We start from the raw sequence: 21,030 nt of genomic DNA on the forward strand, positions 1-21,030 counted from the left end.
CCGGAAGTGAGGGGAACCGCGCCTTGGTGTCATTCAGGCGGTATGTGGGCGTGACGCCCTCCTCGCCGTGTGGGAGGTCGAGGTCCGCACGTCGTTGGTCGTCGCCGGGATCGTGGTGCTCCTGGCAGGTCTCCCTTTGTGGGCGCTGCTGAGGGCGCGATCAGCGGCTTTCCCCTCACCGCCGCGGCGCGGGCCCTCGACGTGCTCACCTCGACGACCGGCATCGTCGTTGGCGTCGCCGGAGTTCAGCACCACGGGCATCGGGCGCAGGTCCCGCTGAGCGCGCTCGACCCGTCCACCTTCACCGTGCCGTTCGCCGTGGCGTCGGCCGCCGCAGCTGGGATGGTCGGGGTCTGGGCGGTGGCGTCACATGCCCGCCCGCTTGCCGTCGGAGCGGCCACGGTGGCCGGCGCGCTGGCGTGGACGACGTCGTCCACGGCTGCCGCGTTGAGTGCCGGCCCAGCAGTGGCGAGTGCGACGGCGGCCGTGGTCGTCGGGTCCTGCGGTGAGGCGCTGTCCGATCGGCTGCGGATCCCGCCCCTGCTCGTCGCGGTCTGCGGCATCGTCCCGTTGCTCCCCGGGCTCGCCATCTACCGGGGCCTCTTCGCGGTCGTCGTGGGGGCCGCGACGATCGGGCTGGCCTCGCCGCCTGCGTCGTGCTGGGCAGGTACGTCGGCCGGCCGCTGGGCGGCAGAGCCGGGGCTCGTCTCCCTGGATCGAGGATCTGGGGTGAGGCGGCCCGACCGCCGGGGCCCTAGCATCGAGCGCACCGCCTGCTCCGACCGTGGAGGAATCAGTGCTGGATGACGCCGACTTCGCCTATGTCAGTGCGACGGAGCTCGCCCGGCGCGTCCGGGACCGAGAGGTGTCACCGACGGAGCTCGTCGATGCCTGCGCCGCCCGGATCGAGGAGCGCAACCCCAGCCTGAATGCCTTCGTCTTCACCGACGTCGACGGCGCCCGGGGGGCCGCCCGGGAGGCGGAGAGGGCGCTCGCCGACGGCTCGGAGATCGGCCCGCTGCACGGCGTACCCACCGCGATCAAGGACCTGTTCGACTTCAAGCCCGGCTGGCCGGCCACCTTCGGCGGCGTCCGCGCGCTGGCCGACTTCTCCCTCGACGCCTACTGCATCTTCGCAGAGCGCGTCGAGAGGGCCGGCGCAATCATCGTCGGCAAGACCAACTCGCCGGTCATGGGCTTCCGGGGCACCTGCGACAACCCGTTGTTCGGGGCGACCGCCAACCCCTTCGACACCTCCCGGAACCCCGGGGGGTCCTCCGGTGGCAGCGCCGCAGCCGTGGCCGACGGGCTCGTGCCGTTCGCCGAGGGAACGGACGGTGGCGGATCGATCCGGATCCCCGCCGCCTGGTGCGGGCTGTACGGGTACAAGGCGTCGTTCGGGCGAGTTCCCTCGGTCGTCCGGCCGAACGCGTTCGGCAGCACGATGCCCTTCCTCTTCGAGGGACCCCTGACGCGCACCGTCGAGGACGCCGCCTTGGTGCTCGACGTGCTGTCGGGCTACCACCCGGGCGACGTGTTCAGCATCGACGGCCAACCGCACGAGTTCACCCGCGATGTGCGCCGGGACATCTCCGGCATGCGGATCGCCTATACCCCTGACTTCGGGGTCTTTCCCGTCGACCGACGTATCCGCGAGACGGTCGGCCAGGCGGTTCAGGCCTTCCGTGACGCCGGGGCCGTCGTGGAGGAGATCGACCTGACGCTGCCCTATGGCCAGCGCGAGCTCAGCGACCTGTGGTGCCGGCAGATCATGCTGGTCAACGTGGGCGCCTTCGAGAACATGAAGAAGAACGGTCTGGACCTGCTCGGCGAGCACCGCGACGACTTCCCTGACGGTTACCTGCGCTGGGCCGACCACGTGTACGGGATGACGATCAGCGAGCTCGACCAGGACTACGTGATGCGCTCCGCGGTCTACGACACCGTCCAGGCGGTGTACGCCGACTTCGACCTGCTGGTCACCCCCACCCTCAGCGCCATGCCGGTCCTCAACTCCGAGGTTCCAGGCACGACTGTTGGGCCGAGCGAGGTCGAAGGTGTCGAGGTCGACCCCTACATCGGCTGGTGCCCGACGTACCTGACCAACTTCACCGGTCACCCGGCCGCATCGATCCCGGCCGGACTGGTCGACGGGCTGCCCGTGGGCATGCAGATCCAGGGACGTCGATACGCCGACAGCGACGTGCTCGCCGCCAGCGGCACCTTCGAGTCGCTGCGTCCCTGGGCCGACAGCTACCACGCACCGCGCGATCGCGCCCTGGGACCCTCGGCCTGACCTCCACGTCCGTCTCCGGCTCCACGCTCGGCCCATTCACTGGACTTGAGCGATGCGGTTGGTGGGTCGGGGGGCAGGAAGCCGGCAATGCGAGGATCGTCGCTCCGGGCCCGGGTTCGTGGGGGATCTCCGGTCCGGTCCGCAGGGACGGTTCTGTGCGTGGCATCCGGCCGGACTGCCGTGTCGCGTGGATTGGTGTACCTCGTCCGTGTGCTGGCCTGCGTGTTGCTGACCATGCCGTCTGCAGGGCGGGCCGGTCGATCACCTCGTTCCCGTCGGTGCGCCTGGTGTTCCGCACTCCAGCAGTGAGGTCAGTTGCAGAACAGTCGGTGGTGGGTGTCGGCGAAGTTGACTCGCGCGGAGCTGACTTCGTGGAGCTTCTGGCCTTCGCCAGGCGTCGGGTCGGGGAGGTCGACGATGTCCATGACCTCGGGGCCGCCGAAGCGGGTGATCTGCACGGCACGCACGTGCAGGAGGCTAGGTGCTGCGCATGCGTGTACTGGCGTCGGGCTTCAGGTCCGACCCGAGGGTGGGTTCTCGCGTCACGCCCCCATCGGCTGTTGGGGCTCGAGGCGCGACGCGGTGATGCTGGACAGGCCGTCCCGGCAAGAACCGCCCGGTCAGCCGTAGACGTCGGCGCGGTGCGAGATGCGCACGACTCTGACGAGTACCTCGTCGTCGTGGATGGAGTAGATCACGCGGTACTGGCCTCTCCGTGCGGACCAGTAGCCCTCGAGTTCGAAGCGCAGCGGCTTGCCGACGCGGTACGGGTCCGCAGCGAGTGGCCCGTACAGGAAGTCGACGACCGCCACGGCCACCGGCTCGGGCAGGTCTCGCTCGATCGCCCGCTTGGCCGCTGCCGAGAGGACGACGGTGTAGGTGTCCGGGACTGTCACCGGCGGCGGGCGGCGAGGGCCGCGCGCACGTCCGCTTCGTCGTAGACCTTGCCCGCGGCCATCTCCTGCTCGGCCCGCCTGATCTCCGTGCCGGCTCGGGGATCGGAAAGGATCTCCAGGGTCTCCATCAGGGACTCGTAGTCCTCGACGGCGAGGATGATGGCGACCGGGCTGCCGTTCTTCGTGACGGTGACGCGCTCGTGCGTGCCGGCGACCTCGTCGATCACCTGACTGAAGTGCGCCTTGACCGCCGCCAGAGACTGAATCGACATGACCCTAATTCTGGTCAATCAGCCAGTCCTGGTCAAGCAGTTCGGCGGGAGACCTCCAGGCGACTCTGCGCGGGTGGAAGCTCGAAGTCGGTGGATCGACGACCGTCGTGATCCAGTCACCGGCCGCTACGTGGAAGCTCCACGTTCCCCAACAGTCTTCGCCCACTGCCGTCTGCAGTGCGCCGGCCCACGCCGTGTCGTCCGGTCCGATCGAGGACGTCCCCGGGCGAGAGAGTGCGATGGCGGTGTGGGCTTGGGCGTACAGGGGACTTTCGGTGACGATCATGTGGCGCAGCTGGCGGACGAGCCCGAGCACGGCCGGCGGGCCGAAGGTCTCGTCCATCACTGACGCATCAAGACGTCGTCCACAGCCCGCAGCTTCGGTCGGACGCCGGCGTCACAGGTGACCCGAGATGACGAGCGCTCCACAGGGCCCGCCGTTGTCACACGATCGTCTGCTGAGGATTCCGTCAGTGGTGAACCCCGGGGCCGCCGAAGCGGGTGATCTGCACGGCACGCATGCAGGGAGGCCAGGGCGTGGCTCGTCGGCCACCGGAGGCGGGATGACGCACGAGAAGTGGGCGGTCCGCTCCCGACGTGGTTGACCGGCCAGTCATGGGGTTCGAGACTGGTCACCTCCTGTGGAGGGAGCCGGAGATGTCATGGAACGTCAAAGGCAGCTACGCCGAGACGTGCTCGTGCGAGCTGATGTGCCCCTGCAACCTCTCCTTCGACCACGGCGCGACCTACGACTACTGCCGCGCGACCCTGGCTTTCGACATCCGCGAGGGCGAGGTCGAGGGCACCGATGTCCGGGGCCGTCGTGTCGTGGCGATCATCGACACCCCGAAGGTCATGACCGACGGTGGCTGGCGTCTCGGCGTGTTCGTCGACGACCAGGCCGACGACGACCAGTTCGACAAGTTGGTCAAGGTCTTCGGCGGGCAGCTCGGCGGCCCGATGGCCGCGCTGGCTCCTCTCGTCGGCGAGATCGTGGGTGTCGAGCGGGCGGAGATCGAGATCGGCCACGAGGGGCTGCTGCACCGCGTCCGGGTCGGCGACGTGATCGAGTTCCAGGTCGAGGACATCGTGCCGTTCGGCAAGGAGGACGGGCAGCCGGTCCGGTTCGACGGGATGTTCCATCCGGCCGGGGCGAACCTGACCATGGCCGAGGCGCGGAGTTCGCGGATCGACGCCTTCGGGATCCGGTACGAGGGCAAGACCGGCCTGTCGACCTCCGACTTCTCCTGGGCCGCCTGACCGCCATGGGCGCGCCCACCCGGGAACGGCTCACCGCTGGCGGGGGGATGGGGCCGGCCTTCGCCGCCGTGCGCGTGCGGCTCGTCCTGGTCGCCGCGCTTCTCATCCTGGCCGGCGCAGGGTGGTGGTGGACCGCCGACCAGATGCGGGGCATGGACGAGGGGCCCTGGACCGGCCTGGGAACGCTCGGGTGGTTCGTGGGGGTCTGGGTCCTGATGATGGCGGCGATGATGTTCCCGTCGGTCGCACCGACGATCGCCCTGTACTCGCGCATGACCAGGCAGCGGTCTCCACTCCGACCGCTGCTCTTCGCCGGGGGCTATCTGGCCACGTGGGCCGGCGCCGGACTGTTCGCCTTCGCGCTCGCCGGGGTCCTCGGCCGGGTGCCGGGTGACCTTTTCGGCTGGGACCGGGCGGGCCGATGGATCGCGGGTGGCACGCTGGTCGTCGCGGCGGTGTACGAGCTGACCCCGTTGAAGGACGTCTGTCTCGGCAAGTGCCGCAGCCCGCTCGGGTTTCTGCTCGGCTCGTGGCGGGACGGTCGCCGGGGTGCGTTCCTGATGGGCGCGAAGAACGGTGCCTGGTGCGTCGGCTGTTGCTGGGCACTCATGGCCTCGCTGTTCGCCCTGGGCGTCATGAGCATCATCTGGATGGCGTTCGTCGCCGGGTTGATCGCGGTCGAGAAGACCCTGCCGTGGCGCAGGGTCGCGACGTACGGGACAGCGGCGGTGCTGCTCACGCTCGGCCTGCTGCTGTTCGTCGCCCCGGAAGCCATCCCGGCCCTCACGGTCCCCGGGGCGGGGGAGATGGACACGATGAGTCCGATGAACTCCTGAAGGGGCGGAAGGCCAGTGGCCGACTCCCACGACTGGGCGTGGTGGGTGTCGGCGAAGGTGCTGCCGGCGGCGGAGACGTCGTAGAGGTGCTGACCTGCCGGCCGCAGGCTCGGGGACGTCGAGACCTCGGGCACGCGAAGCGGGTGATCTGGACTGGGTTCATGGGCGACGCTGGAGGATCACCCGAGGACGTCGGGATACCGTCGATCCCAGCGACGGGGCCACCGCGGCGTCCTGGTGGCGCCGTCCTGAGTCGAGCTCCAGCCTGTCCGGGCCGCGGCAGCGAAAGAAGAGTCGGCGTCGTCGCACGTTCGCAGTACGGGCCGGGCTGACCGTTCATCGCGGGGCCATCCGGAAGACCGGCCAGCCGATCTCGGTGCGCCAGGCAGCCGGGTCGGCGGTGTCTCGTGGGCCGACCAGATACGTCTCCCGTACGGGCCCGGCGACGGCCAGCGTGTTGTTCACCACCCAGGTGCCGAGTTCGCCGTAGGTGACGTCGATGTCGTCGTGCTCGCCGACGTGGGTGGTCACGGCGAGCTCGACGGCGGGCAGGGTGACCGGGTGCACCCGGCCGTTGCGCGGCGGTTCCGCCGTCGGCCGGTACACGAGAACGTGCCCCCGGCCGTCCTCGAACAGAGCGTTGTCGTACAGCCCGCCCGGAGCACCGGTCGGCCGGCGAACCACGGCGTCCAGCTCGGCCATGGCGCCGGCGTACCAGCCGAGCACCTCCTCGTACGCCACGTCGTCCTCGACCGCGGCCACCGTCGTCACCGGAACCGTGCGGAGCTCGACGTCCAACGGGGCCGGCTCCGGTCGGAGCAGCCGGCGCAGCGACACGACCGTGGCGCGAGTCCGTTCCAGCTCCGACTCGAGTCGCTGAAGATGGTCGGCGACGAGGCCGGCACGGGTGCCCGGGTCGGGGGAGCGCAGGATGCGCTGGACGTCGGACAGCGGGAGGTCGAGCTGCCGTAGCCGGTGGATGACCTGGGCGATCGGGATCTGATCCGCCCCGTAGTAGCGGTATCCGGTCGTGGCGTCCACCGTCGCGGGCTCGAGCAGGCCGGCGTCGTGATAGCGGCGCAGGGTGCGCACGCTGAGGTGGGTCAGCCGCGAGAACTCCCCGATCGCCAGCATGGGTGAACTCTGCACCCTCTCCCCGGGGGAGAGTCCAGCGCTTGACCTTCCCCCATCGGACGGCCGCACCGTGGGGCCATGACCACACCGACCAGCATCCAGCCCGACCAGCTCCCGGCCACGATCCGCAGCTACCTGGCTGCGCACGATGCCGGCGACGCGGACACCGCGCTCCGCGCCTTCACGGCCACCGCTGTGGTCGTCGACGACGGCCTCACCTACCGCGGGACCGAGGAGATCCGGCGCTTCCTGGCCAAGGCCGGGGCCGAGTTCACGTACAGGAGCGCCCTCGTCGCCGCGGAGCGCACCGACGACGCGCACTGGGTCGCCACCAAGCACCTGGAGGGCAACTTTCCCGGTGGGGTCATCGACCTGCGCTACCGCTTCACGATGGACGGCGACCTCGTGGCGGACCTCGTCATCGCGCCCTGACCACCGTGGCCTCGTCGTCGTCGGTGTGCGCTGGAACGGGCCGCGCTGCGTACGCCGGATGACGTCGACGACCGGTCAGCTGACGGAGGTGCGTGGCCCGGCGCCCGGCGAGCATCCCGGCATGGCTGCAGACCACGAGCCGCCGGAGCTCGACCAGCTGAACCCGTACGCCCGCATCCTGGCCGACGAGGCGCTCCGTCGGGGCATCCGCGTGGACATCACCGACGCGGCCTTCGGCGAGCTGCAGCTGACCCTCGGCATGCGCAGCGTGTGCACCCGAGAGTCCCTGTCCGAGCTCACCACCGCGGTCGCCATGAGCCGGTGCGACGACAAGCGGGTCACCCGCCGCATCGTGCACCGGGCCGGGGTGCGCGTCGCCGCAGCGGCCGAGGCGCGCGACGGCGACCTGGGGCCCGCGGCGGAGCTCCTGGAACGCTGCGGGGAGGTCGTCGTCAAACCCGCGCGTGGGGAGCAGGGCAAGGGCATCACGGTGGGCGTCCGGGAGCGCGGGCACCTCGAGCAGGCGGTGACGCTGGCGCTCCGGCACTGCCCCGACGTGCTCGTCGAGGAGTGCGTCCCCGGCGCCGACCTCCGGGTCGTGGTCATCGACCACGAGGTCGTCGCCGCGGCCGTCCGGCGCCCGGCGGAGGTGGTGGGGGACGGCGAGCGGGACGTCACGGCGCTGATCCGGGCGGCCAGCCGACGGCGGGAGCGGGCGACGGGAGGGGAGTCGCGCATCCCCCTCGACGAGACCACCCGTGCCGACGTCCGCGCGGCCGGCTGGGGGATGGACGACGTCCCGCCCGCGGGACTGCGGGTCCAGGTGCGCCGCACGGCGAACCTGCACACCGGCGGGACGATCGAGGACGTGACCGACCGGTTGCACCCCCGGATGGCCGCAGCCGCCACGCGCGCCAGCCGCGCCATCGGCATCCCCGTGACCGGCCTGGACTTCCTCGTCCCCGACCTCGACGGGCCCGAGCACGTGTTCATCGAGGCCAACGAACGGCCGGGCCTGGCCAACCACGAGCCCCGGCCCACCGCGGAACGGTTCATCGACCTGCTGTTCCCGGAGACGCGCCGCTGAGGGCGGGCACGACGAGCGGGACGGCGTCCCCACGGCCGGTGACCGTGGGGACGCCTCCTGCCTGGCACCGCCGCCCCGCGACGGAGGACGGCCGGCTCCGTCAGCCCCGGGTCGCGAGGGCCAGCCGTGCGAGCGGGACGAGTGCGGCGCCCTGCACGACGGCCCCGGTGACGCTGACGGCGTTCGGGAACTCGCCGCTGGCGAGCACGAACCCGACGACGGTCACCGCCGCCGGCCACCAGCCGATCGCGCGACGGGAGCGGTGCATGGCGACGGCGAGCGCCACGGTGCCCACGATGGCGCAGACGAGCAGCCACCCGACCGGGTCGATGATCGCCCCTTGCAGCCGGACGAAGGCAGCGACCCCGCCCGGCCGGACGGCGCCGTCCTCGACCATGGCGAGCGCGGCCAGCCGGAGCCCGACGAACGCGCCCCCACCGACCGCCCCCAGGGCCAGCAGCGCCGCGGACAGCGCGGAGGCGATCGGCGAGGTGCGCCGGAGGACCACCGCGGCGAGCGCGCCGACGGCCACCATCGTGGTCATCGCGAGCGCGTAGGCGAGCGTCGAGGCGACCATCGCGCCGCTGTCGGCGGCGACGGCGGTCAGGTACACCTCGGCGTCCTGGCGCGGTAGCCCGGCGCTGTTGAGCGCGTACTGCGCGGCCATGGCGACCGGCGACACCAGCGCGGCGCCGGCCAGGGCGGCCCGCCGCCATCCCCGGGCGCGGTGGGTGGGTGCGGCCGGCGCGGCGTCCCGGGTGCTGGCGCCGGTGACGACCGCCTGGTCCGGTGCGCTGAGCTCCGAGCCCATCCGGATCTCGGTCGTCGGTGCGGGGGTGCTGACGTGCTGGGTCATGGCGAACTCTCCAGGTCGTCTCGACGGCGGGGGTGCCGTGCGAGCTGCCGGAAGGCTCCGGGCCGCGACGTCCTGCCGTCATCGGACGCCGGTCCCGATCGGGTGCAGGACCGCCGTCCCTCCCACTCGGGACGCCCTCTGCTGAGAACATCCCGGCATGCACCCGCGCTCCGCGTCCGGTGATCGCCGCCGGCACCCGTGGCACCGCCTGGCCACCGCCGGCGGTGCGGCGTGCGTCGCGCTGGCGGCGGCCACCCTGGTGCTGCAGCTGCTGCCGGCTGACGGGCCGGACTACCCAGCCGGGGGTGCGCTGCGCGGGGTCCTGGCCGGGATCGCCTACGGCGCCCTCGGCGCCGTCGTCGCGGCCCGCCTGCCGCGCACGCCGGTCGGCTGGCTGATGGTCGTCGTGGGCCTGAGCAACGCCGTGTCGTCGTTCAGCGGCTCGCTGGCGCACCTGCTGCTCACCGGCACCCCCGGGGACCAGGTGGGCGCGCTGCTGTACTGGGTCGCCGGCTTCACCTGGGTGCCGGGCTACACGCTGGTGCCCTCGGTGCTCCTGCTCCTCTTGCCCACCGGATCCCTGCCGTCACCGCGCTGGCGATGGGTGGCGGGCGTGTCGGTCCTCGCCACGGTCACAGCCACCGTGGCGTGGGCGGTGACGCCCTACGACCAGCGCGACATCCCACCCCCCGTGTTCTACGGCGAGCTCGACCACCCGGTGGCCGTCGACGGCGCCTGGACCGTCGTGAGCGCCACCCTGCCCGTCGTGGTGCTCGCCGCGCTGCTCGGGATCGCCTCGCTCGTGCTGCGCCTGCGCCGGGCGTCGGGGCAGGAGCGCGACCACGTGGTCCTCGTGGCCGCCGGCGCCGTGGCGACGCTGGCGCTGCTGGTGGCGGGCTGGTTCCTGCCGGTCGCCTCGGCCGCCTTCGTCGCGGCGGCCATGGTGCCGCTCCCGGCCGCCATCACCTACGCCATGGTCCGCCGCCGGCTGTGGGACCTCGACGTCGTGGTCAACCGGGCGCTGGTCTACGGAGCGCTCTCCGTGCTGACGCTGGCCGCGTACGGCGGCCTCCTGGCAGTGCTCACCGGGCTGGCGCAGCGGGTGACGGAGGACTGGGACCTCCTCCTGTTCGTGCTCGCCGCGATGGTGGTGCAGCCGCTCAAGGACCGCGTGCAGCGGACCGTGAACCGGCTGCTCTACGGCCAGGCCGACGAGCCGCACGCGGGCGTGTCCCGGCTGGCGGAACGGCTGGCGTCCGCCAGTTCACCGAGCGCCGTGCTCCCGACGGTGGTGGACGTGGTGGCGCGGACCCTGCGGCTCCCGTACGCCGAACTGCGCGTCGCCCACCACGGCGTGGTCGTGCACGGACGCCGCGACCCGCGGGCGGAGACGCTCACCGTGCCGCTCGTCTACTCCGGCCGCTCGGTGGGGGAGCTCGTGGTCGCCGTGCCACCCGGTGGCCTCGGTGAGCGCGGGCGCAGGTTGCTGGAGGAGCTGGCCCGCCACACCGCCGTGGCGGCGCACGCCACCGCGCTCCAGGCGGAGCTGCACCGCTCCCGCGAGCACATCGTGACCTCGCGCGAGGAGGAGCGCCGGCGGCTGCGCCACGACCTGCACGACGACCTCGGCCCCGGCTTGGCCGCCACCGCCATGCAACTGGACGTCGCCGTCGATCTCGTGCACACCGACCCCGACCGCGCCGCCGCGGTTCTCGAGGCCGCTGCCGGATACCTGCGGGACAGCGTCTCCGGCGTCCGGCGCATCGTCGACGACCTGCGGCCGGCCGCGCTCGACGACCTCGGCCTGGTGTCGGCCGTGCAGGCGATGGCGGAACGCCTGCGCACCGCCGGGGTGGAGGTCACGGTGACGGGGGAAGGACCGCTGACCGGACTGTCGGCGGCGGCCGAGGTCGCCGCGTACCGGATCACCGGGGAGGCGCTGGCAAACGTGGCAAAGCATTCGGGGGCCCAGCACGTCGACGTGCGCCTCGCGCACGAGGACGGGGTGATCACGGTGCGCGTAGCCGACGACGGGATCGGGCTGCCGCGGCAGGCGACGGCCGGGGTGGGGCTCACCTCGATGCACCAGCGGGCCACCGAGCTGGGCGGGACGTGCACCGTCACCGGTGGCAGCGGCGGCACGACGGTCGTCGCGACGCTGCCTGCGGACCACCACCCCACGGCTCCGGTCCCGGAACGGCTCGCGGAGGTCGCGACGTGACCGCGCAGCTCTCCGTCCTCGTGGCCGACGACCACCCGATGTTCCGCGCCGGCATCGCCGCGCTCGTCGACGCGCTGCCGTGGGCCCGCGTGGTGGGGCAGGCGGCCGACGGCGACGAAGCGATCGCGCTGGCCCTCACCGAGCGGCCCGACGTCGTCCTGATGGACCTGCACATGCCGGGCACCAACGGGCTCGAGGCGATCCGGACGCTGGCCAGCGAACTGCCCGCTGCGGCGTGCCTGGTGCTCACGATGGTCGAGAACGACGACACCGTCGCCGCGGCCCTCCGTGCGGGCGCGCGCGGCTACCTGCTGAAGGGGGCGAGCCGGCAGGAGATCACCCGGGCGCTCGAGGCGGTGGGGCACGGCGAGGTGATCCTCGGCGCGGCGGTCGGTCCAGCGGTGCTCACGCGGCTCATGACCCGTACCGAGCGGTTGACGCCGTTCCCGCAGCTGACCGAGCGGGAGCACGAGGTGCTCGACCTGGTCGCCCGCGGGTTGAGCAACGGGGAGATCGCCCGCCGCCTCTACCTGTCGGAGAAGACCGTGCGCAACGTCGTGTCGACGGTGTTGACGAAGCTGCCCGCAGAGTCCCGGCCCCAGGCGATCGCGATGGCTCGTGACGCCGGTCTCGGCGGTGCGGAACTCCCCTGAGAGGCGCGCGGCCCCTTCTTCCCCAGGGCTGGTCGGCCGCCGGAGCGCCTGCCCTGCCGGCCGGCACCTCCAAGTGGCCCGAGGCGGATCAGCGCGGGGCCACGCCGACGCGCGCCAGCCCGAGGGTGCGCTCCAGAACGCGGAACCGGTAGGCCGCGCTCAGGACGGCGAACCAGACCAGCAACGCCGGCAGCACGGTGAAGAACACCGGGTCCGCGGCGCCGGTGAGCCCGAAGTAGTCGCTGACGGCAGGGATGAACAGGCTGCCGGTGAAGACCGCGGCCAGCACGGCGACGAGCACGGCCGGGCGTCTGTCGCCGTCGGGCCGGGTCCACGCCGCGAACAACCGGCTCGGTGGCCGCAGGAACAGGATGAGCAGGAACGCGGCGAAGGAGACGAACGTGGAGAGGGCCGTCTGGGCGCCGATGGTCGCCGCCGCCTCGGCGAACCCGACGTCGTCCGACGAGAGCCCGGTGTAGCGCTCGAACGCGGCGAGCACCTCCTCGGGGGTGCCGGAGCGGCTCAGGCCTTCGAACAGGAACGTGTAGTGGTAGGCGTACAGCGCCACCCCGCCGGCGGCCGTGGTCACCGCCGCGGGGACGACGAACCGCCCCAGGTTCGCCAGCAGGTGCGGGTCGGGTGCGATCGGATGCGCCCACGCCGTCAGGAACAGCGTCGGCACCCCCACGGTGAGCAGGGTCAGCCCGACGTTGGCCGGTGAGTACGGGAAGCCCAGCCCCAGCATGGTGACGGCGAGGATCACCAGACCCTGGGTGCTGACCCGGGCCAGGAACACCTGCATCGAGGTGCCGATGCCGTTGATGATCCGGCGCCCCTCGTGCTGTGCGGGCCGCAGCGCCGCGAGCGAGTCGTCGGTCAGCACGATGTCGGCGACGTCGCGAGCGACGGCGCTGCCGCTCTTCATCGCCACCCCGACGTGGGCCCGCTTGAGGGCGCGGGCGTCGTTGACGCCGTCCCCGATCATGGCGACGTAACGTCCCTGCCGGCGCAGCGACTCGACGAGCCGCTCCTTCTGCTCCGGGGCGATGCGGCCGAAGACCGCCGCCCGCCGGACGACCCGGTCCAGCTCGGGGTCGGACAGACCGTCGAGCTCGGCACCGGCCACCGGGACCCCGGCGTCCAGGCCGGCCTGCCGGGCCAAGGCCGCCACCGTGCGCGGGTCGTCGCCGGAAACGACCTTGAGGTCGATGCCGTCCCTCGCGAACCCCGCGATGGTCTCCGGCACGTCGGGCCGCAGCTCGTCGGCGAGGGAGACGACGGCGACCGGCTCGAGAGCAGGTAGCTGCGGCCGCCCGGCGGGGTCTCGGACAGGGGTGTCCGCGTCGGCGCGGGCGACGACGAGCACCCGGAGCCCTTGCGCGGTCAGGTCGCCGACGGTGTCGGTCAGCGCGGGACCGGAGAGGTGCGGACCCAGCCGGTCGGGCGCGCCCAGCACGTAGAGCCCCTCATCGGTGCGCAGCGCGCTCCACCGCAGGGCCGACGAGAAGGGGATCTCGTCGCGCACCGCCCACGTCTCGCCGGGCAGGGCGCCGGCCAGCGCCGTGGTGGTGAGGTTGGGCGCCGACGTGCTGCGGGCCATGGAGCCGACCAGCAGGCCGGCCACCTCGGACGTGATCCCGCCGACCGGCTGCACCGCCGCGAGGCCGAGCCGACCGGTCGTCAGCGTGCCGGTCTTGTCCGTGCAGACGACGTCGACGTTGCTGACCGACTCGACGGCGTTCACCTGCTGCACGAGGGCGCCGCGGCCGCTGCTCCTGGCCGCGCCCACGGTGTAGGCGACGGTCACGAGGAAGAACAAGCCGTAGGGGACCAGCCCCGAGAGCACCGCGGTGGTCTGCACGACCCGGACCAGGGAGAACCCCTCGAGCGCCGCCTGGAACAGGATCGTCACGCTCATCAGCGCGACGAGGAGCATCACCAGCCGGACGACGAAGTCGATGCGGTCCTGCAGGGGCGTCCGGTCGGTGCTGGACCGCCGTGCGTCCGCGGTCAGCCGGCTGGCGTAGCTGGCCGCGCCGACGTCCCGGGCCAGCTGGTACCCCTCGCCGCCGACGCAGAAGCTCCCCGACAGCAGGTCGTCGCCGGGAACCTTGTGCAGCGGTTCGGACTCCCCCGTCAGCAGCGACTCGTCGACGTCGACCCGGCCGCCGTCGAGCACCGGCCCGTCGACGACGAGCTGGTCGCCGGGGCGCACGTGGACGGCGTCACCGCGGACGACGTCCTCCGGGGTCACCTCGACGTCCCGCCCGTCGCGGACGACGGTGACCCGGGTGCGGTCGAGCAGCTGCAGCCGGTCGAGCTTGCGCCGGGCGCGGATTTCCTGCGCGGCGCTGATCGCGGCGTTGAGCAGGCCGAGGCCGACGCTGGTGAAGGCGTCGCTGTAGCGGCCCAGCGCGAGCAGCGCGGCGCCGATGACGAACAGGATGACGTTGAAGAAGGAGAAGACGTTCGTGCGGATGATCCGGGCATAGCCGCGGGACGAGCCGCTCACGGCGACGTTGCCCTCGCCCCGCCGCCGTCTGGCCTCGGCTTCCCGCTGGGTCAGGCCCAGGGAGACGTCGTCGCCCAGCGCGGGGCCGGACTCCTGCACAGCCATGCGGCTCGACCTCCGTCATCCGGCCCGACCGGCCGCGCCCCTCCCGAGTCTGCCGGGCGCGGCAGGCAGCCGCCGCCCGGCGCCGGTTCTCGGCCGGTGTGCACCGGCACGGGGGGAGGGGACGTCCACTTCCTCCGGCTCGGACGACCGGAGTCCTCCCTCGAGCCGTGGGCGGAAGAAGGTCAGGCCGCGGCGGTGGCGCGCGTGGCGTCGCCGAGCCAGGCCACGACCTCGTCGCGGTAGGGGGCGATGCCCTTGTATTCCGCGATGTCGGCCGGGAGCTCGTCGACGACCGCCGCCAGCTGCTCGCCCCAGCCGGGGACCATGACGATCTCGTCCAGCGGCGCCATGTACGTGCGGATGTTGAACGTCAGCGTGCCGGTCAGGGGCAGACGGGTCAGGTGCTCCAGTTCGATGCGCAGCTGCAGCCGCCCGAAGTCGCCGTCGCGCACCAGTCGGGGGATGTCGGCGTCCCACTCCGGCTTGACCTCCAGGCTGATGTCCCGGCGCGGGGACCCATGCGCGGAGAAGGTCCAGTTGACCCGGCGGTAGGTCTGGTCGGCCGTGATGCCGCGCATGAACCGCGTGGCGCGGCTGGTCACGCCGTCCTCGTTGAGCCGCGGCACGGGTCCGTGGATCTCGTCGAGGTGCATGCCGATGTCGAACTTCACCGACCACGCGGCGGCCCAGGTCACCAGCGCGGCGTCGAACCACAGCCGGCCGCCGCGGTCGCTGACCATGAGGATGTCGTCGGGTACCTGGCAGCCGATCCAGGTGAGCGGGTCGGTCGGCAGCGTGGCGGCGTCGCCCAGGACGAACGACTGCTCGATGCCGAGGAGGTCGTTGCGCCAGCCGAACGCCCCGGAACCGAGGTCGGCCAGGTGCATGGCGTCGGGGCGGGCGACCACCAGCTCACCGAGCAGGTGCAGGAGCATGTCCCAGCACGCCGGCTCCATGTGCGGGAGCACCTGCCGCCGCCCCGGGTCGCGGGCGAGCACGTCGCGGCGCAGCGCCATCTGCTCGACGTAGTCGTCGCCCAGGTCGACGACGTGCTCCCCCCAGGACCCGGCGGGCGTCTCGACGCGCCGGCGGGCGGGCTCGACGTTGACCGTGTACCGGAAGGTCCGGTCGGCGGGGGCGAAGGGCCAGGGCAGCCGCGTCAGATCGCTCACAGGTCCAGCTCCAGGTGGGTGTCGGCCGCCCGCGACACGCAGGCGAGCAGATGGGTCGAGGACTGCCGGTCGGACTCGTCCAGGACCAGGTCCCGGTGCTCCACGCGGCCGGCGGCCACGGGGACCAGGCACTGGCCGCAGACGCCCTGCCGGCACATGTTCGGGACGTCGACGCCGGCGCCGAGCACCGCGTCGAGCAGGCTGGTGCCGCTGGGCACGGGGAGCTCCCGGCCGCTGCGCCGCAGCCGGGCGGTGAACGGCCGGCCGGGGGAGCGCTCCGGGGCCTGGAAGTGCTCGAGGTGCACCCGGGCCGGTGGCCAGCCGGCCGACCGCGCCGTCGCGGTGAACAGGTCCAGGACGGCGGCCGGGCCGCAGGCGTAGGCGTGCGTGCCCCAGGGCTGGACGGCCATCCGCTCGCGCAGCGCGCCGGTGAGGGCCGCCCGGCCCTGCGCCTCCACCAGGTCGGGGCCGGCGAGCTCGCGCACCTCCTGCAGGTGGGCGGCCTCGCCCGGGCGGTAGCCGTAGACCACCTCCACGGGGCGTCCCCACGCCCGGGCGGCCGCCAGGTGCGACAGGATCGGCGTGACCCCGATGCCGGCCGCGACGAGGAACGCCTTCCGCGCGGCCAGTTCCGGCCGGAACGCCGAGCGGGGCGGCTCGACCGGCAGCAGGTCGCCGACCTGCAGCGCGTCGTGCAGCCAGGCCGAACCCCCGTCGTCCCCCGTGCGCAGCACCGAGATCCGGTAGTCGCGCGGGGCGATGCCGGAGCCGGTGAGGGAGTACGCGTTGCGGGTGCCGCCGGCGGTGACCACCAGATGGCTGCCGGGCGCGTACCCGGGCAGCGGCCGGTCGTCCGGGTCGGCCAGCACGATCTGCCGCACCCGGTCGGTCACCGCCTCCACCCGTGCGACCCGCAGCGGCCGCGTCGCCAGGACGCTCATCCGGCGTCCCCGGCCCCCGCCACCGCGGAGGCGAGGTAGCTGCCCCGGTGCCCCGAGGCGTGCTCGTGCACCTCGAGCCGCAGGCCGCACCCGGGGCAGCCGACCTCCGCACCGGGCGCGACCGCCAGCCGCGCGGTGGTCTCGCAGTGGACGCAGAACACCGGGATCGGCCCCCGATCGACGGCGAAGGCGGTGATCTCCTCGGGCAGCAGCCCCCTCCCGCGGGCCAGGGCGACGAGGGCGAGGACATCGGCCTCGGGCCCGGCCACCAGCACCCGGCCGCCGACGTGCATCCCGTCGAGGCGGCGGGCGAGCGCCGGAGCGGACGACGCGTCCACGCCCGGGAGCCCCCAGCGCCGCACCGGCCGGCCGTGCTCCCGCGCCTCGGCCGCCCACCGGTCGACGACCTCCGCGGCGCGGCCGCCGACCTGCACGAGGAGGAACGCGCGGCCCGCGGGGTCCGGCGCCGGCGGCTGCGCCGGCCACGACGGCACGCTCGTGCGGCGCGGCCGGAGCTGCTCACCGGTCAGGACGGCGGTCACGCCGCACCGCGCAGCCACGCGACCGCGGCGGAGCGGAAGCGGGTGAGGCCCTTGTAGTCGGCCATGTCGTCCGGCAGCTCCTCGAGGACGGCGGCGAACCGGTCCCGCCACGCGGGCACCCGCGCCAGGTCCTCCAGCGGCAGCAGGTAGGTGCGGATGAGGAACAGCACCGCCCCGGAGCTGGGCAGGCGGACCAGGTGCTGGACCTCCACGCGCAGGTGAAGCCGAGCGCCGAGGTCCTGCTCCAGCACCAGCCGGCGGTCGGGGCCCCACTCGGGGTAGGTCTCGGTCGCGGTGTCCAGCCGCCGGCCCACGGTGATCGTCCAGTTCGTGCGGCGGTAGGCCTCGCCGGGCTGGAGCCGCATGAGGAACTGGTGGGCGCGCTCGATGACGCCCTCCGGGTGCACCCGCGGCACCGGGCCGTGGATCTCGGGGAAGCTCATGCCGACGTCGAAGCGCATCGACCAGTCCGCGGCCGCGGTGACGACGCCGGCGTCGGCCCACAGCGCGCCCTCGCGCTGGTCCAGGAGCACGAGGTCGTCCTGGACCTGCGGTGCGAGGAACTCCAGCGGCGCGGACGGCAGCGTCGCGTCGTCGCCGAAGGTGAACTCCTGGTCGACGTCCAGCAGCGCGTTGCGCCAGCGCCAGCGGTCCCCGCCGAGGCGGTCGAGCGCGAACGCGTCCGGGCGGGCCCGCTGGAGCTCGCCCATCACATAGAGCATCGCGTCCCAGGCGGCCGGCCTCATGTGCGGCAGCTCCTGCAGCCGGGTCGGGTCCGCGGCCAGCAGGGCGGCGCACTCGGCACCGTCGGAGGCGTAGTGCTCGTCGACGTGCAGCACGTGCTCGCCCCAGCTGCCGGCGGCGGTCGGCCGCGGTGCGAGCGCCGGCTCCACGTTGGTGCTGTACCGGTAGGCGTCGGTCGGGAAGGGGAAGGGGAACGAGGTGATGCGGGCGGGCAGGGCCCGGTCGCGGATGTCGATGGCAGTCACAGGTCGAGCTCCAGGGTGGGGCCGGTGCTGCGGGAGACGCAGCACATGACGCTGTCGGCGGCGGCCTTCTCGGCCTCGCTGAGGAAGAGGTCGCGGTGCAGGGGGGAGCCGGAGACGACGGGGACGCGGCACTCGCCGCAGACGCCCTGCCGGCACAGGTTGGGCACGGGGACGCCGGAGATCTCGAGGGCCTCCAGCAGGGTCACCCCCGAGGGGACCGTGACCCGCCTGCCGGACCGGGCGAGGGTGACCTCGAAGGGGTCGCCCGGGTCGAGCGCGGCGGCGGAGAAGCGCTCGGTGTGCACCCGCGCCTCCGGCCAGCCCAGCCGATCCGCCGTCCCGAGCACCGTGTCGAGGAGGGCGGCCGGCCCGCAGGCGTAGAGGTGCGTGCCGAGCGGGGCGGCGGCGAGGGCGGCCTCGATGCGTTCCACGAAGCCGGCCACGTCCGGGTGCTCCTCCAGGCGCGGGCCGCAGAGGGCTCGCAGCTCGTCCAGGTGCGCCCCGGCGCCGGGGCGGTAGCCGTAGAGCAGCGTGAAGTCCCGGTGCCAGCGGGCCGCGGCGCGGGCGTGCGACAGCAGCGGCGTGATGCCGATGCCGCCGGCGACGAGCAGGTGGTGCCGCGCGGTGGCGACCGGGGCGAACGCGCTGCGCGGCCCGTCGGCGGCCACGATGTCGCCGACCGCCAGCTCGTGGACCCACCGCGAACCGCCGGACCCGTCGGGGCAGAGCAGCACCGAGACCGAGTAGCTCTCCGGCGCGATGCCCGAGCCGGTCAGCGAGTAGGCGTTGCGCCGGTCGCCGCAGTGCAGCACCAGGTGGCTGCCGGGCGGGTAGGCGGCCAGCGGTCCGCCGTCGGCGGGGACGAACTCGACCGTCCGGATGCCGGCTGCCGCGTCCCGCACGTCGGTCACCCGGAGCCGGCGGGTGCCCGGCCCGGCGTGCACCGCGGTCTCCGCGGGCGCCGGCGGGGCCATCGCGGTCATGCCGGCACCCCCGTCGGCGCGGCGTCCTCGGCGTCCACCATGAAGCCGAGGTAGGCGCCCAGCCGCCGGGAGACGTGGTGGTAGACGTGCAGCGTCCGCCCGCAGCCCCCACACGTGCAGGTCGCGCCGATCGCGGCGGAGGTCTCCGTCTCGTGCGCGCAGTGGGCGCAGTGGACCCGGCGGGTGGGGATCCCCGTCACGTGGGTCAGCACCTCGGCCGGGACGGCCCCGAGCCGGAGGGCGCGGGCGCGGGCCCGGAGGACGCCGTCCTCCGGGCCCGCCACGAGCAGCCGCCAGCCGACCAGGGCCTCGCTCGCGCGGGCGTCCACCCAGGCCAGCGCCTCGGCGGTGGTGCGCGCCCGGAGCACGCTCACCGCCGCCCCGGCGGCCGCCGCCTCCGCCGCCCAGGCGGAGACGACGGGGCCGGCGGCCTCGTCCAGGCCGAGGACGGCGGCGCTCCGGATGCCGTGGGGGAGGGCCGGCGGAGCGGCTGCCCACCGCGGCACGCTGGTGTGCTCGATCGCCATGCCGATCAGGGAGCGAAGGACCGCTGGCCGGTGTAGAAGCCCAGCGCCCGGTCGGGGGTCTCGAAGCGGATCCGCGAGCCCTTCGGGAAGAACAGCACGTCCTTGGGGCGGGCGACCACCTGCGTGCCGCTGTCGAGGTCGGTGAGGTGGAACTCGCCCTCCACCACGACCTTCATCTCGTCGTAGGTGTAGGTGTAGTCCAGCGGCTCGCCGGCGAGCAGTTCGAAGAACCCCGAGCACAGCTCCGAGCCCCCGGGGTTGGCGAACGTGTCGCCGATGGCGGCGTTGACGCCGGGGACCTCCATGCTCGGGAGGTCCTGGTAGGTGCCGCTCGCATGTCCGAAGACGATGGTGCCGGTGGTGGTCATGTCCGCCTCCTCAGCGCGGGTCCGGCCGGGCGGCCGATCCCTGTGGGTGGACGACATGTAACGTCAGTGGACGATCCGATGGGTGTCGGTGCTGTAACGAGTGGGTGACGGCAGTCGCCCACGGTCGCGGGGGCGCCCCTCCCGTCCGGGTCATGCGGTCGCGGCGGCGCCCGCTGGGGGGCTCTCGGGGCCCCTATGCTCGCGCCGTGGAGGCCACCCCCGAGCCCGGCGGGCTCGACGACGCGCCCGGCGGTCAGCTGGAGGACGTCATCGCGATGCGCGTCCGCGAGTTCCGGCTGGCCAAGGGTGTCTCGCTGGCCGAGCTCGCGCGGAGCACCGGGCTGAGCAAGGCGATGCTGTCGAAGATCGAGCACGCCCAGACCTCCTGCAGCCTGTCCAGCCTGGCGCGGTTGGCCGAGGCGCTGGCGGTCCCGGTCACGGCGCTGTTCCGTGGCGTGGACGCCGAGCGTGAGGCGGTCTTCACCCCCGCCGGCCACGGCGCGCAGATCGTCCGGCGGGGCAGCAACGTCGGTCACCTCTACCAGCTCCTGGGGGCGCTGCGCGGGGAGCACAAGCGGCTGGAGCCGCTGCTGGTCACCCTCACGGAGGCCAGCGAGGTCTTCCCGCTCTTCCAGCACCCGGGCACCGAGTTCATCTACGTCCTCGAAGGTGCGCTGACCTACGGCCACGGGGAGGCCCGCTACGAGATGCGTCCCGGCGACTCGCTGGTCTTCGATGGCGAGGGGCCGCACGGGCCGGTCGAGCTGACCGAGCTGCCCATCCGCTTCCTGACCGTCACCGGCTACGGGCACGTCGTCTAGATGTACCCGGCCATCAGGTTGGTGCCAGACGGCTGATCGGGGGCTTGCCGCCGAGTGCGCTGTGACGGCGTCGAGTGTTGTAGTCCTCGATCCACGGGGCAAGGGCGGCAGCGCGCTCATCGTTGCT

At 73.3% G+C, this 21,030-nt stretch carries 24 protein-coding genes; 9 read left to right on the forward strand and 15 right to left on the reverse strand.

Going from position 1 to position 21,030, the window contains the following annotated elements; genetic code table 11:
- Positions 1 to 138: 138 nt before the first annotated feature.
- The gene (locus tag ACI79P_RS08175; RefSeq protein ID WP_456580535.1) at positions 139 to 807 is read left to right on the forward strand and encodes a threonine/serine exporter family protein; all 669 of its coding nucleotides are present in this window, start codon (positions 139 to 141) and stop codon (positions 805 to 807) included.
- Positions 808 to 865: 58 nt separating this feature from the next.
- Positions 866 to 2,296, forward strand: coding sequence for an amidase (locus tag ACI79P_RS08180; protein ID WP_456580536.1), 1,431 nt, complete (start codon positions 866 to 868; stop codon positions 2,294 to 2,296).
- 311 nt (positions 2,297 to 2,607) lie between these two features.
- Here ACI79P_RS08180 and ACI79P_RS08185 read toward each other — a convergent pair whose 3' ends face one another.
- The 4 genes from ACI79P_RS08185 to ACI79P_RS08200 form a co-directional block, all read right to left on the reverse strand.
- A complete protein-coding gene (locus tag ACI79P_RS08185; RefSeq protein WP_456580537.1) occupies positions 2,608 to 2,763 on the reverse strand; it encodes a Zn-dependent oxidoreductase in 156 nt (51 codons plus the stop codon).
- A 153-nt stretch (positions 2,764 to 2,916) separates the two neighbouring features.
- Positions 2,917 to 3,192, reverse strand: a complete 276-nt coding sequence (locus tag ACI79P_RS08190; protein WP_456580538.1) for a type II toxin-antitoxin system RelE family toxin — start codon at positions 3,190 to 3,192, stop codon at positions 2,917 to 2,919.
- On the reverse strand, positions 3,189 to 3,464 hold the full coding sequence (locus ACI79P_RS08195) for a type II toxin-antitoxin system Phd/YefM family antitoxin (RefSeq protein ID WP_456580539.1): 276 nt from the start codon (positions 3,462 to 3,464) through the stop codon (positions 3,189 to 3,191). The genes ACI79P_RS08190 and ACI79P_RS08195 overlap by 4 nt, the downstream gene beginning before the upstream one ends.
- 4 nt (positions 3,465 to 3,468) lie before the next feature.
- Entirely contained in the window at positions 3,469 to 3,807 is a 339-nt protein-coding gene (locus ACI79P_RS08200) for a hypothetical protein (RefSeq protein ID WP_456580540.1), read from the reverse strand.
- Positions 3,808 to 4,121: 314 nt separating this feature from the next.
- On the opposite strand from ACI79P_RS08200, the gene ACI79P_RS08205 reads away from it, so the two are divergent.
- Positions 4,122 to 4,724 carry a DUF1326 domain-containing protein gene (locus tag ACI79P_RS08205; RefSeq protein WP_456580541.1) on the forward strand — a complete coding sequence of 201 codons (603 nt, stop codon included), beginning with the start codon at positions 4,122 to 4,124 and terminating at the stop codon, positions 4,722 to 4,724.
- 5 nt (positions 4,725 to 4,729) lie between these two features.
- On the forward strand, positions 4,730 to 5,560 hold the full coding sequence (locus ACI79P_RS08210; protein WP_456580542.1) for a DUF2182 domain-containing protein: 831 nt from the start codon (positions 4,730 to 4,732) through the stop codon (positions 5,558 to 5,560).
- Positions 5,561 to 5,896: 336 nt separating this feature from the next.
- Here ACI79P_RS08210 and ACI79P_RS08215 read toward each other — a convergent pair whose 3' ends face one another.
- Positions 5,897 to 6,694 (reverse strand): MerR family transcriptional regulator, encoded by a 798-nt coding sequence (locus ACI79P_RS08215; RefSeq protein ID WP_456580543.1) that lies wholly within the window; start codon positions 6,692 to 6,694, stop codon positions 5,897 to 5,899.
- Positions 6,695 to 6,772: 78 nt separating this feature from the next.
- On the opposite strand from ACI79P_RS08215, the gene ACI79P_RS08220 reads away from it, so the two are divergent.
- Positions 6,773 to 7,126 (forward strand): nuclear transport factor 2 family protein, encoded by a 354-nt coding sequence (locus ACI79P_RS08220; RefSeq protein WP_456580544.1) that lies wholly within the window; start codon positions 6,773 to 6,775, stop codon positions 7,124 to 7,126.
- A 121-nt stretch (positions 7,127 to 7,247) separates the two neighbouring features.
- Positions 7,248 to 8,213, forward strand: a complete 966-nt coding sequence (locus ACI79P_RS08225) for a hypothetical protein (RefSeq protein WP_456580545.1) — start codon at positions 7,248 to 7,250, stop codon at positions 8,211 to 8,213.
- A gap of 100 nt (positions 8,214 to 8,313) precedes the next feature.
- Here the strand turns inward: ACI79P_RS08225 and ACI79P_RS08230 are convergent, their stop codons facing one another.
- Positions 8,314 to 9,069 carry a hypothetical protein gene (locus tag ACI79P_RS08230; protein ID WP_456580546.1) on the reverse strand — a complete coding sequence of 252 codons (756 nt, stop codon included), beginning with the start codon at positions 9,067 to 9,069 and terminating at the stop codon, positions 8,314 to 8,316.
- 157 nt (positions 9,070 to 9,226) lie between these two features.
- On the opposite strand from ACI79P_RS08230, the gene ACI79P_RS08235 reads away from it, so the two are divergent.
- Both ACI79P_RS08235 and ACI79P_RS08240 read left to right on the forward strand, forming a co-directional pair.
- On the forward strand, positions 9,227 to 11,290 hold the full coding sequence (locus tag ACI79P_RS08235; RefSeq protein ID WP_456580547.1) for a sensor histidine kinase: 2,064 nt from the start codon (positions 9,227 to 9,229) through the stop codon (positions 11,288 to 11,290).
- Positions 11,287 to 11,943: a response regulator gene (locus ACI79P_RS08240; protein ID WP_456580548.1), complete on the forward strand. Its 657-nt coding sequence runs from the start codon at positions 11,287 to 11,289 to the stop codon at positions 11,941 to 11,943. Before ACI79P_RS08235 ends, ACI79P_RS08240 begins: the two co-directional genes overlap by 4 nt.
- A gap of 88 nt (positions 11,944 to 12,031) precedes the next feature.
- Here ACI79P_RS08240 and ACI79P_RS08245 read toward each other — a convergent pair whose 3' ends face one another.
- The 8 genes from ACI79P_RS08245 to ACI79P_RS08280 all read right to left on the reverse strand — a co-directional run bounded on the left by ACI79P_RS08245 (position 12,032) and on the right by ACI79P_RS08280 (position 20,082).
- The gene (locus ACI79P_RS08245) at positions 12,032 to 14,560 is read right to left on the reverse strand and encodes an HAD-IC family P-type ATPase (protein WP_456580549.1); all 2,529 of its coding nucleotides are present in this window, start codon (positions 14,558 to 14,560) and stop codon (positions 12,032 to 12,034) included.
- Positions 14,561 to 14,742: 182 nt separating this feature from the next.
- Positions 14,743 to 15,732, reverse strand: coding sequence for a heme-dependent oxidative N-demethylase family protein (locus ACI79P_RS08250; RefSeq protein ID WP_456580550.1), 990 nt, complete (start codon positions 15,730 to 15,732; stop codon positions 14,743 to 14,745).
- Positions 15,729 to 16,673: a PDR/VanB family oxidoreductase gene (locus ACI79P_RS08255; RefSeq protein ID WP_456580551.1), complete on the reverse strand. Its 945-nt coding sequence runs from the start codon at positions 16,671 to 16,673 to the stop codon at positions 15,729 to 15,731. The genes ACI79P_RS08250 and ACI79P_RS08255 overlap by 4 nt, the downstream gene beginning before the upstream one ends.
- Entirely contained in the window at positions 16,670 to 17,215 is a 546-nt protein-coding gene (locus ACI79P_RS08260) for a dimethylamine monooxygenase subunit DmmA family protein (protein WP_456580552.1), read from the reverse strand. Before ACI79P_RS08260 ends, ACI79P_RS08255 begins: the two co-directional genes overlap by 4 nt.
- Positions 17,212 to 18,204, reverse strand: a complete 993-nt coding sequence (locus ACI79P_RS08265) for a heme-dependent oxidative N-demethylase family protein (RefSeq protein ID WP_456580553.1) — start codon at positions 18,202 to 18,204, stop codon at positions 17,212 to 17,214. Before ACI79P_RS08265 ends, ACI79P_RS08260 begins: the two co-directional genes overlap by 4 nt.
- The gene (locus ACI79P_RS08270) at positions 18,201 to 19,187 is read right to left on the reverse strand and encodes a PDR/VanB family oxidoreductase (protein WP_456580554.1); all 987 of its coding nucleotides are present in this window, start codon (positions 19,185 to 19,187) and stop codon (positions 18,201 to 18,203) included. The genes ACI79P_RS08265 and ACI79P_RS08270 overlap by 4 nt, the downstream gene beginning before the upstream one ends.
- The gene (locus ACI79P_RS08275; protein WP_456580555.1) at positions 19,184 to 19,714 is read right to left on the reverse strand and encodes a dimethylamine monooxygenase subunit DmmA family protein; all 531 of its coding nucleotides are present in this window, start codon (positions 19,712 to 19,714) and stop codon (positions 19,184 to 19,186) included. Before ACI79P_RS08275 ends, ACI79P_RS08270 begins: the two co-directional genes overlap by 4 nt.
- A 5-nt stretch (positions 19,715 to 19,719) precedes the next feature.
- A complete protein-coding gene (locus ACI79P_RS08280) occupies positions 19,720 to 20,082 on the reverse strand; it encodes a cupin domain-containing protein (protein WP_456580556.1) in 363 nt (120 codons plus the stop codon).
- Positions 20,083 to 20,288: 206 nt separating this feature from the next.
- On the opposite strand from ACI79P_RS08280, the gene ACI79P_RS08285 reads away from it, so the two are divergent.
- Positions 20,289 to 20,903, forward strand: coding sequence for a helix-turn-helix domain-containing protein (locus ACI79P_RS08285; RefSeq protein ID WP_456580557.1), 615 nt, complete (start codon positions 20,289 to 20,291; stop codon positions 20,901 to 20,903).
- 13 nt (positions 20,904 to 20,916) lie between these two features.
- Here ACI79P_RS08285 and ACI79P_RS08290 read toward each other — a convergent pair.
- Positions 20,917 to 21,030, reverse strand: a 114-nt coding sequence (locus tag ACI79P_RS08290) for an integrase core domain-containing protein (protein ID WP_456579568.1), incomplete at its 5' end; no start/stop codon positions are given.

The organism is Blastococcus sp. SYSU DS0510 (genome assembly GCF_054050835.1).

Excerpts from the sequence above, each read along its gene's own strand:
- ACI79P_RS08255 (WP_456580551.1), bottom strand. The coding sequence starts at position 16,673 with ATGAGCGTCCTGGCGACGCGGCCGCTGCGGGTCGCACGGGTGGAGGCG.
- ACI79P_RS08205 (WP_456580541.1), top strand. The coding sequence starts at position 4,122 with ATGTCATGGAACGTCAAAGGCAGCTACGCCGAGACGTGCTCGTGCGAG.
- ACI79P_RS08210 (WP_456580542.1), top strand. The coding sequence starts at position 4,730 with ATGGGCGCGCCCACCCGGGAACGGCTCACCGCTGGCGGGGGGATGGGG.
- ACI79P_RS08245 (WP_456580549.1), bottom strand. The coding sequence starts at position 14,560 with ATGGCTGTGCAGGAGTCCGGCCCCGCGCTGGGCGACGACGTCTCCCTG.
- ACI79P_RS08230 (WP_456580546.1), bottom strand. The coding sequence starts at position 9,069 with ATGACCCAGCACGTCAGCACCCCCGCACCGACGACCGAGATCCGGATG.
- ACI79P_RS08225 (WP_456580545.1), top strand. The coding sequence starts at position 7,248 with ATGGCTGCAGACCACGAGCCGCCGGAGCTCGACCAGCTGAACCCGTAC.
- ACI79P_RS08280 (WP_456580556.1), bottom strand. The coding sequence starts at position 20,082 with ATGACCACCACCGGCACCATCGTCTTCGGACATGCGAGCGGCACCTAC.
- ACI79P_RS08270 (WP_456580554.1), bottom strand. The coding sequence starts at position 19,187 with ATGACCGCGATGGCCCCGCCGGCGCCCGCGGAGACCGCGGTGCACGCC.
- ACI79P_RS08215 (WP_456580543.1), bottom strand. The coding sequence starts at position 6,694 with ATGCTGGCGATCGGGGAGTTCTCGCGGCTGACCCACCTCAGCGTGCGC.
- ACI79P_RS08235 (WP_456580547.1), top strand. The coding sequence starts at position 9,227 with ATGCACCCGCGCTCCGCGTCCGGTGATCGCCGCCGGCACCCGTGGCAC.
- ACI79P_RS08195 (WP_456580539.1), bottom strand. The coding sequence starts at position 3,464 with ATGTCGATTCAGTCTCTGGCGGCGGTCAAGGCGCACTTCAGTCAGGTG.
- ACI79P_RS08200 (WP_456580540.1), bottom strand. The coding sequence starts at position 3,807 with ATGGACGAGACCTTCGGCCCGCCGGCCGTGCTCGGGCTCGTCCGCCAG.
- ACI79P_RS08220 (WP_456580544.1), top strand. The coding sequence starts at position 6,773 with ATGACCACACCGACCAGCATCCAGCCCGACCAGCTCCCGGCCACGATC.
- ACI79P_RS08275 (WP_456580555.1), bottom strand. The coding sequence starts at position 19,714 with ATGGCGATCGAGCACACCAGCGTGCCGCGGTGGGCAGCCGCTCCGCCG.